This is a genomic window from Wohlfahrtiimonas sp. G9077 (assembly GCF_002252155.1).
Lineage (GTDB): Bacteria > Pseudomonadota > Gammaproteobacteria > Cardiobacteriales > Wohlfahrtiimonadaceae > Wohlfahrtiimonas.
This window is the reverse complement of sequence record NZ_NEFD01000001.1, coordinates 223,604-240,116: the sequence shown is the minus strand read 5'-3', so window position 1 is coordinate 240,116 and position 16,513 is coordinate 223,604. Positions and strand designations below refer to the sequence as shown.

The window sequence follows — 16,513 nt, the reverse complement described above, 5'->3', positions numbered from 1 at the left end:
TATTTTTAATGGGCAAAAAAAGATCCCATCGCAAGGATGGGATAAGGAGAGTGTGAGAGAATAGAGGTAAATCAAGGGAAACTAAGGGTGATGACGATGTCCTTTATGTCCTTTATCATCTTGATGCATGCGTGGACCTTTGCCATCGTGGGCTTTTAAATATTCAGCCCGTTGCTCTGGCGTTAAGACTTGGTAAACCGCATGCTTGTGTTGCAATTTTTGTACAGCGCGATCATCACGATGTTTTTGCTGCATTTTGCGTGCTTGATCAGCATTGAATGTTGGATTTTCTAAGAGATTTTTCATCTCCGCTTGATGTGCATTACGAGTGGCTTCGCGCTCTTTTTGCATGGATTCATGCAATGATTGCATTTGTGCACTTTGTTCTTTGGTCAACTGTAAGCGATTCATGTCGTGGTCACGATCTGGTTTTGCCATCGCGGCGCTTGAAAGAGCGACAACACCCATCACGACCAATGCCAATTTTTTCATATGTCTTTCCTCATCTATGTGTTTGTGGATTAAGTATAGATTAATCCTTTGCTTGTAAAAGGCAGTCTAGAGAATGTAAAGCGGCGTAAATGTTTTTAGACAGTTGTAGAGAAGCCGCTATAATGGCGCAAGGAGGTAGTCATGGAACATATTTTATTGGTGGATGATGATTTACAACTGCAAGCATTGATTTCAGAGCTGTTGACCTTTGAAGGGTTTGCGGTGGATGTGTGTAATAATGGGGAAGAGTGTTTGGCTTACATGGCACACACAACGCCAGATGTCTTGATTTTAGATGTGATGATGCCCAAAAAAAATGGTTGGGACACATTAAAAGAGGTGAGAAGCACCCATCCTTTATTGCCTGTGTTGATGTTGTCAGCGAAAGGCGACAGCATTGATCGCGTGCTTGGCCTTGAACTTGGGGCAGATGATTACATTGGCAAACCCTTTGATGATCGCGAATTGATTGCGCGCATCCGCGCTTTGTTGCGTCGTGCGAATGCAGAAGAAGCACCGCAGGATCACAATGTGATTAAAGTGGATCAATTAGAGCTCAATCAAGCGCAGTTTCAGGCAAGCTTTGCTGGTAAACCGATTGATTTGACCTATACTGAATTTTCTTTACTGCTGTATATGGTGAAAAACCGCGGCAAAGCCATCAGTCGTGATGAATTGAGTCGTGAAATTTTAGGTAAGCGCCATCAAGCATTTGATCGCGTCATTGACATGCATGTGAGCAATTTACGTAAAAAAATTCCGGATCGTGACAATGGTATGCCATGGTTTAAGACCATTCATGGTTTAGGGTATATGTTCATCGAATAAAGGGGCAAGGCGTGCGTAAATTTTTCTCTCTATTGAGTGTGCGGATCTTTTTTGTTTTTTTGATCTATTGCATTGCGGTGGTGTCCATTGCCATCATCATTCCAACGCTGGATCAAAGGCGCATTCGTGAAGTGCCAAGTGCCGAGCGAGAGAAAATTCAACAGCGCCTTGATCGTCAGTTGCAGATGCGTCATGCGAAAAATGCAGGGCGCTTCATTGCCATTCCAAAAACCAATGATCCTGAGTATTTGGCCTATTCTATTAGCAGTGTGGATAATCCTGAATATCGAGAGTTCATTACGGCCGTAACCGATGAAGATGTGCCGCATCAACAAGTGATCAACTCGCAAATGATCATGGGGCCATTTGAAGTGGAAGGGGCGCGTTATCAGTTTTATATGCTGTTTCCAAAATTGCCGCAATCGTACTATGTGAGTTTGATGTTTAAATCGCCCTCATTGTTACTATTGTTGATGCTCTTTGCCAGTTTACCTTTTATCTTTTTACTCACCTATTCACTCTATCGCCCAATTAAGCGCTTAAAGCAAGCGGCAGATCGCGTGGCAAGGGGCGATTGGGAGGTGGATCCTGCCCTTGAAAAAGGGACGGTGGAATTCAGTTATCTTGGGCAAAGTTTTAATCAAATGGTCGAAGAGCTGCAAAAGGCAGAAGCAGAGAAAAATCGCCTATTTGGGAACATGTCCCATGAGCTTAGAACGCCTTTGACACGCATTCGCTTGACCAATGGCATGTTGCGTCGGAAAACGGATGCATCGTTAGCGCCAGACATTGATCGCATTGAGCAAAATCTGATTTTAATTGAAGATCGTATTCAGGCGATGCTCTCTTTATCTCGTGAACTGATTTTGCGCCGCGAGCAACATGAATCTGTGACATTGTCAGCAGCACTGATTGAGTTATTGGCAGAAGCGGCATTTGAGGCAGATGCCAATGGTAAAACTTTGTATTATGAAGAAGTGCCGGAGATGCATCTGCTGCTGAATGTGGAGAATTTCCAAAGTGGCATTGAGAATATTTTACGCAATGCCATTCATTATGCCAAAACGCGCATTGATGTGACTTTTAATGTGGCGGCGGATCAATTGATCATCAGTGTCCATGATGATGGCCCAGGCGTGCAGCCAAAAGATTTAGGGCGATTGTTTGAGGCATTTTATCGTGCAGAAAATGAAGCGGTGCCCGATTCAAATGGTGCCGGTTTAGGTTTAGCCATTGCAGGGCAAATGGTCAAGCATCATCATGGCACCATTGAGGCAAAAAATCATGAAGATGGTGGATTGATGATTACTTTGACATTTCCTTTGTCATCGGGCTCGTAACCGCCCAAATGCCAACGTATGGGCGCACATTCCAAAAGGGTGCGCCATAAATTTTCCCAAGATAAGAGAGTTGTGACAACGTACCATCGAGATAAAGAGCATTTTGACAGCCCAATTCTTCTTGAAAAAATTTAGCAAAGTAATAAAAATTGATGGGGTTTTGTGTGACTGCAAAGTAAGTATTGTTATTTTTGACACACACGCCACTGCGATATTTTAAGCTGTCGGAGGACGCAAAAAATTTTGGATGCAACTGACCATTGACCACAAGCATTGGGCCAGATTGCGTGGCATATAAAGGCGCATAACGTTTTTGATTGCGAAGAAAATTCTCAGTTTCTAGAACATGGCGCGAACCATCTTGGTTGACAAAAAAAACGCCATTTGGAATCAATGAAAAATTCCCAATGGCATTGGTGCGTGTGATCTGATTTAAGCCCTTTAAGAGTTCGCCTTTTTCCATATGCCAGCCGAGCGGCGATTGATCTTGCCCAAAAATGCCAGAGTTAATGGCAAAGAGAAGCTGTTTTTTCTCTTTTTGTAACGTTTTATTGAGCGTTGAAAAAGATTGATAAGGCTGCTCGGTGGCGGGATTTTTCCAAAAAAGCTGTAATGAATCATGTTCGGAAACCTCAACAACTGCAAACTCAACATTGTGATACTTTTGCATCAACAACGATAAACTGTGTGCTTCTGGCATGAAGCACAGGGTGAGTAATGGGGCAAGTAATTGAGATTTCCGGATCTTCATTAACGTTTGGCTTGATGGATGGATTGTAATAAAGGTTTTAACAATTTAGGTGTGGCAAAAGCTGCATTTTCAGCGCTGATGTCCACTTCATTGCCATTAAAGTCAGTGGCTAAAGCGCCGCCTTCTTGTGCAATCAAGACAGCCGCTAAATGATCACAAGGATCAAAGGCATTTAACCAAGCTGCTGAGGCTTTCCCTTCAATCATCTCGCAGATGCTCAATGCTTCATCGCCTAACACTCTAACACCTAAAGAGAGATGATGTAAATGCGCAGTCATCATGACATTTTCTTTACGCAATGAACGCGCATCTGTGAGTAAAAGGGCATCGCTGATGCGGCCGCTGTGGCGAGGTAAACGGATGCGAATGTCATTTAAAGTCGCGCCTTCATTTTTCACAGCCATGTAGGTTTTTTGTGACATTGGTGCATAAACGTAACCGGCCATTAATTTGTCATCGACCATGTAGGCTACAGAAACTGCAAAGTCAGCATTGCCACCTAAGAAGTTTTGTTTACCAACGATGCCGCTGACATACCAATACGATTTATTGTGGGCAGGGCCGTGCACACCTGTGAGTTTTGTTTCTACCGTGTGGTCTGGGTATGCATATAAAATTTCTTTGGCAATCTCGGTTTCAATTTGTGCGTAAAAGATGTCAAAACGTTCGGTCTCTTCGCGTTGTGCTTGGCTTAATTTAGCGGTTTGTTCAAAAATTTGGTTGATTAAACGGCTAACTTTAGAAACACTTTTTTGTGCGATGGTTAATTGTGGATTCATAAAACTCTCAGATTAAAAATATTAAATAGCATGGTCTTGAGCCAGTAGCTCTGAAATGGAGCTGACTAAATTTGGACCACTCAAACGGAAATGAGAAGCATCAACCCATGATGTGCCTAAGCGGCTGATGACTTCTTCTAAGTATTGTGAAGCTTCGGTAAAATTGTTGTTGGTTGTCACGATGTGAATGCCCGTTTCAGGATTCATGTCTTCAATCACAGTCAGCATCATTTGTACCATGGTGAGGGTGATTTGTTGACGATTGCGACCTGAAGCGGTTTTGACGACATTCATGCCACTTCTGACAGCCAATTCTGTGGCTTTTCGAATCCATTTGGCATCTTGTAAGATGCCGGCTTCAATGGTGAGCTTTAATGGTGTATCACCTGCAGTTTCCCGCATGGTGTTCAAAAATTTCAAACATAATCCCGCTTGGCGATTGACCAAGGCTTGATAGGGAAAGACCAAATCAATCTCATCGGTGCCGGCATCCAAGGCTTGCTTCATCTCTTGGGTGGCATTGTATGTATTAAAAGGTCCATAGGGATAATTGATGATGGTGGCAATGGTTGGCACAGCATCGCCAAATGCTTCACGAAGGGGTGCAACGTGTTGTGCAAAGGTTGTGATTGAGGCGATGGCGCCGATGCTTTTGACCTCTTCGGCCACTTTGTTTGCATCTAGGTTTAAAAATAGATAGGGCATATCAATCAGCCCGATCATTTTTTGTGCCACTTTAATTTTTAAGGTTTCTGCTTCCATTATGCGTCTGCTTTCTTTTGAGGTTTCACAGGATTTTGCATGGGCCATGCGATGGCGAACCAAACAGCTGCTAAAAGAAATGCCAAGTAAAAGACATATTGTACGCCAAAATAACCGCTGATTGTAGCGCCAAGCATCCCGCCGATGGAGGTGCCTAAAAATTGTGAGGAGGAAAAAACGCCCATAATGGTGCCGCGATAGTTCTGATCGGCAGCACGCGACATGATGGAAGGCTGCATCGCTTCCATGACGTTAAATCCAAAGAAGAATAACAATAATCCCCAGAAAAAGAGGGCATGGCTGCCATCTTCAGAAACAATTAAGCCTAAATATGCCAATGCTAAAAATAAAATGGCAAATAGAAATAAGACACGGTGACGATAAAAACGCTCTGCTAAACCTACGCAAGCAAACATGATGATGCATGAGATGAAAAAGGTGCTCACATAATAGAGCGTGGCAGAACCGCCAGAGATTTCCAATTTACCAAGAAGGCTTGGCATGGCGGCGAACGTCATCGTTAATAAGAGATGCAGCATGAAAGCGCCAAAGTATAAACGCACCACATTGCCATTACTAAAAGCGATGCGGGTGAGCTCAGATAAGCTTTCGCGTTTTGTTTTCATCGCTTCAGTGGGCATCGGTGCATCGGGAATGAATTTGATGGTGGCGTAAATGCCAAGGGCACCCATGAGCGCACACACACCAAAAATTCCATAGCCTTTGGCCACCATATAGATGATGGGAGCAAGGGAGATCGCCACACCAAACGTTAAACCAATGCTGACACCGATCATGGCCATGACTTTTGAGCGAATGTATTCACGGGTTAAATCCGTGGCCAAAGCCAGTACAACAGCCGACACTGCGCCGGCGCCTTGAATGATGCGCCCTAAAATGGCCACATAAACGTGGCTGGCAAACATTAAGATGATGCTGCCCACAATAAATAACCCAAGACCAGCGATTAATGCTGGTTTTCTGCCCATTTTATCGGAAACAACGCCAAAGATCGGTTGCAGTAAGATCTGCGTCAATGCGTAACTTGCAAACACAAGGCCCGTTAAAAATGGGGTCGAGCCCGTTAAGCTTTGGCTGTATAGAGTCAGCACAGGCAAGATGATGAAAATGCCCAACATCCGAATGGAAAAAAGCCCTGCGAGTTTGAGGCTAAGACCGAGTTCGCCCGGTAATAATTTTGTGCTGGTATTGACAGTTGCGTCTGACATTACTTTTCAACTCCTTAATTTGCAGAGGGATTATACGTTATTTTGGATCGCCAGTGCAGCTTGATACACATGATTTTTCGATAATTTTGTCACTTTTGTGGCAATGCTCACCGCTTGTTTTAAGGGCAATTCATCCAATAAAATGGTCAAAAGTTCCGTTAAATCGATGCTTTCTGGCTCGCTGGCGTCAACTGTTGCCCCTTCGATCACCACAACATATTCGCCACGTTGTTCATCTGAATGGGTTGTATAGTATTCATGCAGATTGTTCAGGCGATCTGAGAGATAGCTTTCATAACGTTTGGTCATTTCACGGCCAATGAAGGCATAGCGATCTTCGCCAAACACTGCCATGGCATCTTCAAGCATTTGCAAAATGCGGTGGCTTGATTCATAAAAGACCAAAGTGCGGGAATCTTTACGCACCTCATTCATGCGCGCTTTGCGGCCTGCGGATTTTGCAGGTAAGAAACCTTCAAAGCTAAAGCGATCCGTAGCAATGCCAGAAACGGATAATGCGGTGATCAATGCGCTGACGCCGGGAATGGGAATCACAGTTTGCATCGCTTCACGAAGGGCACGCACCACTTTAAAGCCCGGATCAGAGATGAGCGGCGTGCCCGCATCTGAAATGATGGCGCAATTTTGTCCATCATTTAATAAATTTAAGATCTCATCTATGCGGTCAGTTTCGTTGTGATCATGCAGGGAGCGCATCGGCGTTTGGATGTTAAAGAGCTGCATCAGTTTAGCGGAGTGTCGAGTGTCTTCGGCAAAAATGACATCAACGCTTTTTAAAGTTTCGATGGCGCGCGGTGACCAATCATCAATATTTCCAATTGGTGTTGCAACAACGTAGCAAATTGACATAGAGTTCTCTGATTCTTGAATTTAAGGGTTACGATTATACAAGGAAATGATGCAATGAGCGAACCACAATTGACAGGTGATTGGGGCGAAGCATATGCCCGGGCACATTTAGAAGCCCATGGACTTCAATTTGTGATGAAAAATTATCGCTGCAAAATGGGCGAGATTGATCTTATTATGCAAACTGGCGGCGTTTTGGTCTTTGTGGAAGTGCGCGTGAGAAATACACACTTACATGGTGATTCTTTAGAGAGCATTACGCATGGTAAACAGCAAAAAGTTAGAAAAACGGCTGAGCGTTATTTACAACAAGTGAATCATCAAGGGGATGCACGCATTGATGTGGTGGGGATTGATACCTCATTCTCCCCACCGCGCATCACTTGGATTGCCAATGCATTTTAATTTACATTAAGAAAATAACATTGAGCAAAATGTAAATGGGTAAGAGTGTGCCAATGGCGATCAGCATATAACTGAAGAAGCTTGGCATGCGAATGCCTTGTTGTTCTGCAATGCTTTTGATCATAAAGTTTGGGGCATTGGCGATGTAGGTTAAAGGTCCTGTAAACACTGTTGCCATTGAAATGGTGAGCAATGTTGTTGGAATCACATTCATTAAGTAAGCGGCGCCTTGGGCATGATCACCGATGGCCATTTTAAAGAACACCAAATAGGTTGGGGCATTGTCTAAGAAAGCGGACAATGTGGCGGTGATCCAAAAGTAGGTCACATTGTTAGGTGCGCCGATTTCATCATGTGCAAAGCGCATTAAAAATGCTGTGACAGGGTGATCGGGCGATTGAAGGATCAGAATCACCGGTGTAATGGTGAGAAAAATGCCTAAAAAGAGTTTAGCCACTTCTAAAATGGGTTCCCAATTGAATTGATTATCAATACGCAGCTGTTTTGGCGTGAATTTAAAAGAGAGATAAATCACAAGTAAAAAGAGCACATCACGGAAGACATTTTCAAGGGCAATGGTGGAATGGAACACTTCTAATTGAATGTTTGGATTCCAAAATCCGGAGATGATGATGCCAGCAAGCACCGCGGCGATTAATATAAAATTAAATTTCCCATTAATCACAAAATGATTATCTTTTAATTTTTGTGGTTTGATCTCTTCAAGGGCAAAGAGTTTGGTATCAATAAGGTAAAAGAGCATCAATAACATGCTTGATGTGATCATAACGGGTAAGAGCATGTATTGCAGTGTCCAAAAGAAACTCACGCCTTCTAAAAATCCTAAAAAGAGTGGCGGATCCCCAAGGGGCGTTAAGCCGCCGCCAATGTTGGCCACTAAGAAGATAAAGAAGATCACCACATGCACTTTATGGCGGCGATGTTGGTTTGCTTGCAGTATTGGACGAATGAGTAACATTGAGGCGCCTGTTGTACCCATGATGGACGCAAGTAAAGTACCGATCAGTAAAATCATCACATTTAAAGCAGGGCTTGGAGCAAAGTGACCGGTGATCTGAATGCCACTTGAAACCACATATAAGGTTAATAGCAATAAAATAAAGGGAATGTATTCGGAGATGAGTGTGTCCACCAACACAGCTCCACCGACGCCCCAACCAAAATTAAGGATCAAAGGAATGAAAAAAATGATGCTCCAACCTAAGGTGATTTTCCCATAATGATTGAGCCAAAGCTTAGGGGCGATTAAGGGTAAGAGCGCCACAGATGCAATCAATCCCATAAAAGGCAACGTATAGAGCATCGATAAATGATTGCCATCAAATGCGTGGCTTTGTACATTATTCGCAAAGCTTGTGGAAAAAAATGTGGAGAAGACAACCAAAGCAACAAAAAAAATACGCATTGAAACCCTCAAAAAAAGATCATGAGTGTGGAAGGTAAATTGTGTGGTGTGATGGTATTTGCAGCAAATGGGCGAACGCCCTTTAGATTACTTGCGCATAATATGACATTTATCTATATTCTACATGATATGGCATTATTTTTTTTAAAAAATTATATAATGTATGGCACTTCCTATTTTTTGAGTATTATTTGATCTAATTTAAATGCTCACTGCCCATTTTATTTTATATACTTCAGTTTTTAAGTGATGACACGAGTGGTTTTCATTTAAGAACTTTTTTTAATTGTCTTAATTCATTAGAGTGTAAAAGGTTTTATGAAATACAAAGTCGTTTTTCGAGGAAAGGTTGATCGCACGGTTGATCAAAAGATGATCCTTGAAAATTTGTCTGATCTTTTTGATCAAACGACCGAAGAGGTTTATCAGAGGTTTTTTGCAAAAGGGGGTCAATCGATTGTGTTGATCACCGGTTTGTCTGAAGGTGATGCCATTGAATATCAAACAGCATTGGCAGATGCGGGTTTAATTGCAGACATTGATTTAGATGTCGATGACCTAATGCCTGAGTTATCAATGCCGGAGGTTACGCGAACACAAACCATTGCGCCTAACGCTAAACCTGCGGCGACTGATCATTCGCCGACTCATACTGAGCGAAAATTAGCCGCAAAAGATTATTTGAAAGCACCTGAAGAATTGACATTGATGCGCCACACGGATGATGTTTCTGAGTTAGAAAGCAATCGTGTTGAGAAGATGAAGCGCATTGCCAAAACCCGTGCAAATCCCAATCATAATATTGAGATTGATGATCGTGACATTGCTCCAACGCCGCCTTTATTGCATAGTGGTGTGCGCATTGGGCGTTTATATTTTCTGTACCGAATCACTTTGGCATTTGCCATTTTATTTGGTTGCCTCAATATTTTGCCGCTTTATCTATATGATGCGTTAGGCAGTGCAAGTTTCATCATCTCTTTTTTCTTCATTTTTTTTGCAATTACATTTATGTTGATGATTGTCAGTCAGCGTTTTTGTGACATTGATAATTTATCGATTGGTAAAATGGCATTTGTGACGATTTTGATCTTCACCTTAATCTTCAGTCTGTTTGTGCAAAACTATTATGTGCTTAAAGATGCTCAAGTGCAGTTTGCTGAGCTCTTTGTTAGAGAACACAGCATGAGCGAGCAATATTTTGCTTTAAAGGCAGAGTTGAAAGATTATTTAGCCCAAACGAGCCAACGTCATTTTTTACAGCAGATTGATGCCATCATCAAATGGGTGGTGTATGCTGCTATGATCATCGGGGCGATTTTGCTCTTCTCAATGCCTGGGATTGAAGGGAACAATCAATTTGGTGCACCGCCGCCTTCGCCAAATTTAATGAGCTTATTGTTGTTTGTGGTGTCGCTCTTTGCCTTCTTGTATTGTGTGGCGTATCCATTTAGCAGTAAAGCACATAAATATCAGCATCGCTTATATCAAACGGAGCTGTATGAGTATTTAGGTGTACTTAAGCCTTTGCCAAATGAGTTCAATCGCGCCTACAAAGCATACCTTGAGAAAAACTCAACAAAAGCTCAGTAATTCCATTATAATTGTAAGCTGTTATTTGAATTTAGGAGAGGAATCATATAGAGTTCTCTCCTCTTTACTTTGGTAGACATTAACTGCATGAAGAACATTAGAAACTTTTCCATTATTGCCCATATTGATCATGGTAAATCCACGATCGCCGATCGTTTTATCCAAATTTGTGATGGTTTGAGTGAACGAGAAATGGAGGCTCAAGTATTAGACTCCATGGACATTGAGCGTGAACGTGGCATTACGATTAAAGCACACTCTGTGTCGTTGGACTATAAAGCTAAAAATGGGGAAGTTTACCATTTGAACTTCATCGATACGCCAGGACACGTTGACTTCTCTTATGAAGTGTCTCGCTCACTTTTTGCTTGTGAAGGAGCGCTTTTGGTGGTGGATGCCGCGCAAGGCGTTGAAGCACAATCTGTGGCCAACTGTTATACGGCGATTGATCATGGTTTAGAAGTGGTGCCTGTTTTAAATAAGATTGACTTACCAGCAGCTGATCCGATGAAGGTGGCTGCTGAGATTGAAGACATCATTGGCATTGAAGCAATGGATGCTGTGACGTGCTCCGCTAAAACTGGTATGGGCGTTGAAGATGTGCTTGAAACATTGGTGCAAAAAATCCCTGCGCCAAAAGGTGATCCGAATGCGCCATTAAAAGCATTGATCATTGATTCATGGTTTGACCCATATGTGGGCGTCATCTCTTTGGTGCGCATCTTTGAAGGAACACTTCGTGTGCGTGATAAAATGCAAGTGATGAGCACAAAGCGTAGCTATCAAGTGAGTCATGTGGGTGTGTTTACACCAAAACGTTTAGATAAAACAGAATTATCTGCCGGTCAAGTGGGCTTTGTGATCGCTGGGATTAAAGAGATTGATGGCGTGCCAGTGGGCGATACATTAACCTTGGAAAACAATCCAGCCACAGAAGCTGTGCCAGGCTTCCAAAAAGTGCAATCCCGCGTATTCTCAGGTTTGTTCCCAGTGGATTCATCTGAGTATGAAAATTTACGTGAAGCATTACAAAAATTGCGCTTAAACGATGCCTCATTAAACTTTGAGCCAGAATCTTCTCAAGCGCTTGGCTTTGGTTTCCGTTGTGGCTTCTTAGGCATGTTGCATATGGAGATCATTCAAGAGCGTTTAGAGCGTGAATATGATTTGGATTTGATCACAACAGCGCCGACGGTGATTTATGAATTAGAAAAAACCGATGGCGAAGTGGTGTTGATTGATAACCCGAATGATTTACCTGCACCCAATAAAATCAGTGAAATCCGTGAGCCGATCATTCGTGCCAATATTTTGACGCCACAAGAGTATTTAGGCAACATCATCACATTGTGTGTGGAAAAGCGCGGCGTGCAAAAGAACATTGTATACGCAGGTTCCCAAGTGCAATTGCAATTTGAATTGCCCATGAGTGAAGTGGTGCTTGACTTCTTTGACCGCTTAAAATCAGTGTCTCGCGGTTACGCTTCTTTTGATTATGAGTTTGTGCGCTACGAAGCGGCAAACCTTGCGAAAGTGGACATCCTCATCAATGGTGAAACGGTCGATGCATTAGCGCTCATTGTGCATAAAGACAATGCGGTGTATCGTGGTCGCGATTTGGTGGAAAAAATGAAAGAGTTGATTCCACGCCAGATGTTTGACATCGCCATTCAGGCGGCGATTGGTGCACAGATCATCGCAAGAAGCACTGTTAAAGCGATGCGTAAAGACGTATTGGCCAAATGTTACGGCGGTGACGTGAGCCGTAAGCGCAAATTACTCGAGAAACAAAAAGCGGGTAAAAAACGCATGAAGCAAGTGGGTAATGTGGAAATTCCACAATCTGCCTTCTTAGCTGTATTGCAAGTTGATAAATAGACAAAGGATATTACGATGTTTTCCCAATTCACGCATTACTTGGCGATTGCCATTGTGTTTGCAGTGCCTGTGACGGGTTTAATTCTGCTCATTGATCGCTTATATTTTAAGAAAAAGCGCGCAAAGGATACAAAATTGCCGGCACTGGTGGATTGGGCAGCATTTTTGTTTCCGGTTGTTCTCTTTTTGACGGTACTGCGTACATTCATCGCAGAGCCGTTCATCATCCCAAGTGGCTCAATGCAGCCGACATTATATGCCGGTGATATGATCGTGGCCAATCGTTGGTCATTTGGTTTGCGTTATCCGATCACCAATGAGCGCATTTTCAGCAAAGCTGGTGATGGCGTTGAGCGCGGTGACATTGCCGTGTTTAAATACCCTAAAGATGAGCGCATTAATTACATTAAGCGTATTGTGGGCTTGCCGGGTGATGTGGTGGATTATAAAGATAAAATGCTCACCATCAATGGTGTACCGGTTAAATATGAATATGTTGGCCCAGCCCTTGAGCCGGAATCAGATTTGATCTTTAAAGAATACCTGCCATCTAAAGATGGCATCGTTGAGCATGGCGTACAACAGTTGCCATACTTGACGCGTGCAGATGCCGGTTTGGACATTTTGCGCCCATTTCCGTTTAAAGTGCCAGATGGACAATACTTGGCTTTTGGCGATAACCGCGATAATAGTTTAGACAGCCGTTATTGGGGCTTTGTCAATGACAATCAATTGGTGGGTAAAGCCAATTTTATTTGGATGAATTACAAATGTGTAACGCAATTGAAAGATTGTGATCATATTTTCACTGTATTGAAATAGTTATGATTGATCGACTACAAGAAAAACTCGGATACCAATTTACGAACATTGCGCTTTTAAAACAAGCGTTGGTTCACCGCTCAGTTTCCCGCGTTCACAATGAACGTTTAGAGTTTTTGGGAGATGGCTGCTTAAATTTCACAATTGCCCATGCATTGTATGAGCGTTTTCCGGATGCGAAAGAGGGCGAGTTGTCAAACATTCGCGCCCACTTAGTGAAGGAAGAGACACTGCACACCATTGCAAAATCCTTAGATTTACAAAAACATTTGGTGATCAGCTATGGTGAGCGTAAAAACGATGGGGCAAAGCGAGCAAGCATTTTAGCAGACACGGTGGAAGCAATCATTGCTGCGGTCTTTTTAGACAGCAACTTTGAAACGGCCAAGGCCATGATTTTACGCCTATATGAAGCGGAGTTACACACCATCAATGAGCGCTCTTTCCAATGCATCACAGAATCTGTGAAGGATCCAAAGAGCCGTTTACAAGAGCATTTACAAGCCATCAATAAATCGATACCAGAGTATGAGATCGTGGCCATTGAAGGACAAGACCACGCTCAAAGCTTTAAAGTGGCGTGTCATGCTCAATCATTTACAACAATCGCAGAAGGAACAAGCAAAAAAAGGGCAGAGCAGAATGCCGCCCAGTTGATGCTTGATAAGTTACTATGAATCAAAACCAACACTCAGGCTACGTTTCCATCATTGGCCGACCGAATGTGGGCAAATCCACATTGATGAATCGTTTGATTGGTCAAAAAGTGAGCATTACATCAAGTAAGCCACAAACCACACGTCATGCCATTACGGGCATCTACACAGATCATTATTGCCAAGCAATCTTCATTGATACACCAGGCTTGCACGTCGCAGAACATTCAGCATTGAACCGTCATTTAAATAAAACCGCCACCAGTTCGCTTGAAATGGCCGATGTGATTTTATTTATGGTGGAAGCTTTAAAATTCACCGATGATGATGCCTTGGCATTAAAACGTTTAAAATACATTGATAAACCAGTGATTTTGGTGGTCAATAAAATTGATCATGTTAAAGATAAGGAAGCATTGTTTCCATTTTTATCTGAAATGATGAGCAAATATCAATTTGCTGAATGCATTCCGATCTCTGCATTGGATGAAAAACAGATGAAATTGGTGATCAAATCCTTAACCCATTATTTGCCTGAGCAACCCTTTTTATTCAGTGAAGATGAAATCACCACAGCATCGAGTGCCTTTTTAGCCAGTGAAGTGTTGCGTGAGAAGTTAACGCGTCGCTTGAATCAAGAGATTCCATATGCATTGACCGTTGAAATCGAAAGCTTTGAAGTGGAAGCTGAAATCATTCGCATCAATGCCATTGTTTGGGTTGAGCGCGAAAGTCAAAAGGGCATCGTGATTGGTAAAAGCGGTGTGACACTCAAAGAAGCGAGCACACAAGCGCGTCAAGATCTAGAAAAATTGTTTGAGAAAAAAGTATTTTTAAAAGCATTTGTGAAAGTTCGTCAAGGTTGGTCAGATGATGAACGTTCACTCAATGCCTTAGGTTATATGGGTACAGAGTTGTAATATGCAAAAACCAATGATGGGTGCTTGTTGGATGATGGCCACAGGTATTGCCTTTGCTGCCATCAATGTGATCACGCCGTACATCAGTCAGCAGTATCCCATCAGCTCAAGTTGGATTGCTTTTTTTCAATACAGTTTTGCTTTCTGTTTTTTACTGCCCACTTTTTTAAAAGCTGGGCTGAAAACAGTCGCTAAAACTGAGCGTTTTTGGATTCACTTTTTACGCATTTTGGCTGCCATTGTTGGGGTTCAGCTTTGGGTGAAAGCCTTAAACCTTCAGTTTCCGATTGGGGAAGGCGTGGCTTTGCTGATGACTTCACCGTTATTTGCGAGCATTGGCGCATTCTTATTTTTAAAAGAAAAGGCCACTTGGGTACGAATTTTAGTGACGTTAATGGGGTTTGTGGGCGCCATTCTCATTTTAAACCCAAGTTATGCGGCCATGAATTATGTGGCATTTTTGCCATTGGCTGCGGCCTTCTTTTGGGCCATTTATTCATTATTGATTAAATACTTAGCTGATAAAGATCATCCGCTAACGCTGCTTTTTTATCTTTACCTCATCATGTTTCCCATCAATTTAGTGCTGGCATTGACGGATAATTTCACGCATGCATTAAAAGTGGATCATTTGGTGTGGGATTTGGGATTAATGGGCTATTTATTGGTGCTTGGTTTTTTAACCATGATTGCACAATTTACTTTAGTCAAAGCGTATCATGTAGCCGATGCCATTTACATTCAACCCTTTGACTATCTAAAACTACCGTTGAACACGCTGTTGGGTTTCATCTTTTTTGGCTGGACGGTGGGCACACAATTTTGGATGGGCGCAATCATTATGGTTGCCGCGCTCCTTTACATCACTTATTTTGAGTCTAAATAATTTATGCTGAGTTATCGTCATGGCTTTCATGCGGGCAATCATGCAGATGCCCTTAAGCACTTTGTGCTGTTTTCTGTTTTAAACTATTATAATCAAAAAGATAAACCGTATTGGTACATTGATACCCATTCTGGCGCAGGCTTGTATGATACGCATCATCCCTTTGCGGAAAAAACAGGTGAATATGAAGCGGGCATTGGGACATTGCAACAAGCAGATGATTTGCCCAAAGCATTGGATGATTTTTTATTGTTCATCAATCAATTTCAAACGGGTAAAAAACGCTTTTATCCAGGTTCACCTGTGATTGCCCAAAAGTTGGTGCGCAGCACCGATCGCATGAAGCTCTTTGAATTGCATCCAACGGATTCAGAAATTCTCATCAATAATATGAAAGGGCAAGGCGTCAAGTACCAAGTGGGCATCACGGATGGCTTTAAAGGTTTGATTGGCTTATTGCCGCCATCGTCACGCCGTGCTGTGGTATTGATTGACCCACCGTATGAAGATAAAAAAGATTATCAAACGGTGATCAAAACATTGCAAGAAGCGCATGAGCGTTTTTCAACGGGTTGTTATATGGTTTGGTATCCGTTGCTGCCACGCAATGAAAGTTTGAATTTGCCCAATAAATTGGAACGATTGTTTAAGGATAATTATCTTAATGTCACGCTTTCTGTCACAGAACCTAAAGGTGATCAATTTGGTATGTTTGGCAGCGGCATGTTCATTGTCAATCCGCCGTATACTTTGAAAAAAGAATTGGAAAGTGTATTGCCAGCATTGGTTAAACATTTAGGTGTTGATCATGGTGCCACTTCGACGTTGGATTATAAAATCCCTTAAAGATTGCACGCATTCATGCATAAGAAAAAG

At 42.5% G+C, this 16,513-nt stretch carries 17 protein-coding genes; 10 read left to right on the top strand and 7 right to left on the bottom strand.

Features of this window, described 5'->3' with window-relative positions:
- Positions 1-81: 81 nt before the first annotated feature.
- On the bottom strand, positions 82-492 hold the full coding sequence (locus tag B9T20_RS01100) for a Spy/CpxP family protein refolding chaperone (RefSeq protein ID WP_094489421.1): 411 nt from the start codon (positions 490-492) through the stop codon (positions 82-84).
- A gap of 141 nt (positions 493-633) precedes the next feature.
- Here B9T20_RS01100 and B9T20_RS01095 point away from each other — a divergent pair, with 141 nt between their 5' ends.
- Both B9T20_RS01095 and B9T20_RS01090 read left to right on the top strand, forming a co-directional pair.
- Positions 634-1,320: a response regulator gene (locus B9T20_RS01095; protein WP_008314617.1), complete on the top strand. Its 687-nt coding sequence runs from the start codon at positions 634-636 to the stop codon at positions 1,318-1,320.
- 11 nt (positions 1,321-1,331) lie between these two features.
- Positions 1,332-2,660 carry an ATP-binding protein gene (locus B9T20_RS01090; RefSeq protein WP_094489420.1) on the top strand — a complete coding sequence of 443 codons (1,329 nt, stop codon included), beginning with the start codon at positions 1,332-1,334 and terminating at the stop codon, positions 2,658-2,660.
- Here the strand turns inward: B9T20_RS01090 and B9T20_RS01085 are convergent.
- Genes B9T20_RS01085 through rsmI form a run of 5 tightly spaced genes read right to left on the bottom strand, consistent with a single transcriptional unit; the run spans position 2,626 to position 7,051 of the window.
- Positions 2,626-3,360, bottom strand: coding sequence for a phosphodiester glycosidase family protein (locus tag B9T20_RS01085; protein WP_094489798.1), 735 nt, complete (start codon positions 3,358-3,360; stop codon positions 2,626-2,628). The two genes, B9T20_RS01090 and B9T20_RS01085, sit on opposite strands and share 35 nt — an antisense overlap.
- Before the next feature lie 50 nt (positions 3,361-3,410).
- The gene (locus B9T20_RS01080) at positions 3,411-4,190 is read right to left on the bottom strand and encodes an inositol monophosphatase family protein (RefSeq protein ID WP_094489419.1); all 780 of its coding nucleotides are present in this window, start codon (positions 4,188-4,190) and stop codon (positions 3,411-3,413) included.
- A 21-nt stretch (positions 4,191-4,211) separates the two neighbouring features.
- A complete protein-coding gene (locus B9T20_RS01075; RefSeq protein WP_094489418.1) occupies positions 4,212-4,952 on the bottom strand; it encodes a deoxyribose-phosphate aldolase in 741 nt (246 codons plus the stop codon).
- A complete protein-coding gene (locus B9T20_RS01070; protein ID WP_094489417.1) occupies positions 4,952-6,181 on the bottom strand; it encodes an MFS transporter in 1,230 nt (409 codons plus the stop codon). The genes B9T20_RS01075 and B9T20_RS01070 overlap by 1 nt, the downstream gene beginning before the upstream one ends.
- A gap of 30 nt (positions 6,182-6,211) precedes the next feature.
- Entirely contained in the window at positions 6,212-7,051 is an 840-nt protein-coding gene (gene rsmI, locus B9T20_RS01065) for a 16S rRNA (cytidine(1402)-2'-O)-methyltransferase (RefSeq protein ID WP_094489416.1), read from the bottom strand.
- Between the two features lie 54 nt (positions 7,052-7,105).
- Between rsmI and B9T20_RS01060 the strand changes: the two genes are divergently transcribed.
- Positions 7,106-7,456, top strand: coding sequence for a YraN family protein (locus B9T20_RS01060; protein ID WP_094489415.1), 351 nt, complete (start codon positions 7,106-7,108; stop codon positions 7,454-7,456).
- A 1-nt stretch (position 7,457) separates the two neighbouring features.
- Here the strand turns inward: B9T20_RS01060 and B9T20_RS01055 are convergent, their stop codons facing one another.
- On the bottom strand, positions 7,458-8,882 hold the full coding sequence (locus B9T20_RS01055; RefSeq protein ID WP_094489414.1) for a sodium:proton antiporter: 1,425 nt from the start codon (positions 8,880-8,882) through the stop codon (positions 7,458-7,460).
- 372 nt (positions 8,883-9,254) lie between these two features.
- Between B9T20_RS01055 and B9T20_RS01050 the strand changes: the two genes are divergently transcribed.
- From B9T20_RS01050 to B9T20_RS01020, 7 genes are all read left to right on the top strand, one after another.
- A complete protein-coding gene (locus B9T20_RS01050) occupies positions 9,255-10,475 on the top strand; it encodes a hypothetical protein (RefSeq protein ID WP_233491474.1) in 1,221 nt (406 codons plus the stop codon).
- Positions 10,476-10,562: 87 nt separating this feature from the next.
- Positions 10,563-12,353, top strand: a complete 1,791-nt coding sequence (lepA, locus tag B9T20_RS01045; RefSeq protein WP_094489412.1) for a translation elongation factor 4 — start codon at positions 10,563-10,565, stop codon at positions 12,351-12,353.
- Positions 12,354-12,368: 15 nt separating this feature from the next.
- Complete coding sequence (gene lepB, locus B9T20_RS01040; protein ID WP_094489411.1) at positions 12,369-13,175, top strand: signal peptidase I; 807 nt, start codon at positions 12,369-12,371, stop codon at positions 13,173-13,175.
- A gap of 2 nt (positions 13,176-13,177) precedes the next feature.
- Entirely contained in the window at positions 13,178-13,852 is a 675-nt protein-coding gene (gene rnc / locus B9T20_RS01035) for a ribonuclease III (RefSeq protein ID WP_094489410.1), read from the top strand.
- Positions 13,849-14,751: a GTPase Era gene (gene era, locus B9T20_RS01030; protein WP_094489409.1), complete on the top strand. Its 903-nt coding sequence runs from the start codon at positions 13,849-13,851 to the stop codon at positions 14,749-14,751. Before rnc ends, era begins: the two co-directional genes overlap by 4 nt.
- Before the next feature lies 1 nt (position 14,752).
- On the top strand, positions 14,753-15,637 hold the full coding sequence (locus B9T20_RS01025; RefSeq protein ID WP_094489408.1) for a DMT family transporter: 885 nt from the start codon (positions 14,753-14,755) through the stop codon (positions 15,635-15,637).
- 3 nt (positions 15,638-15,640) lie between these two features.
- Positions 15,641-16,483: a 23S rRNA (adenine(2030)-N(6))-methyltransferase RlmJ gene (locus B9T20_RS01020; protein WP_094489407.1), complete on the top strand. Its 843-nt coding sequence runs from the start codon at positions 15,641-15,643 to the stop codon at positions 16,481-16,483.
- Positions 16,484-16,513 lie beyond the last annotated feature (30 nt).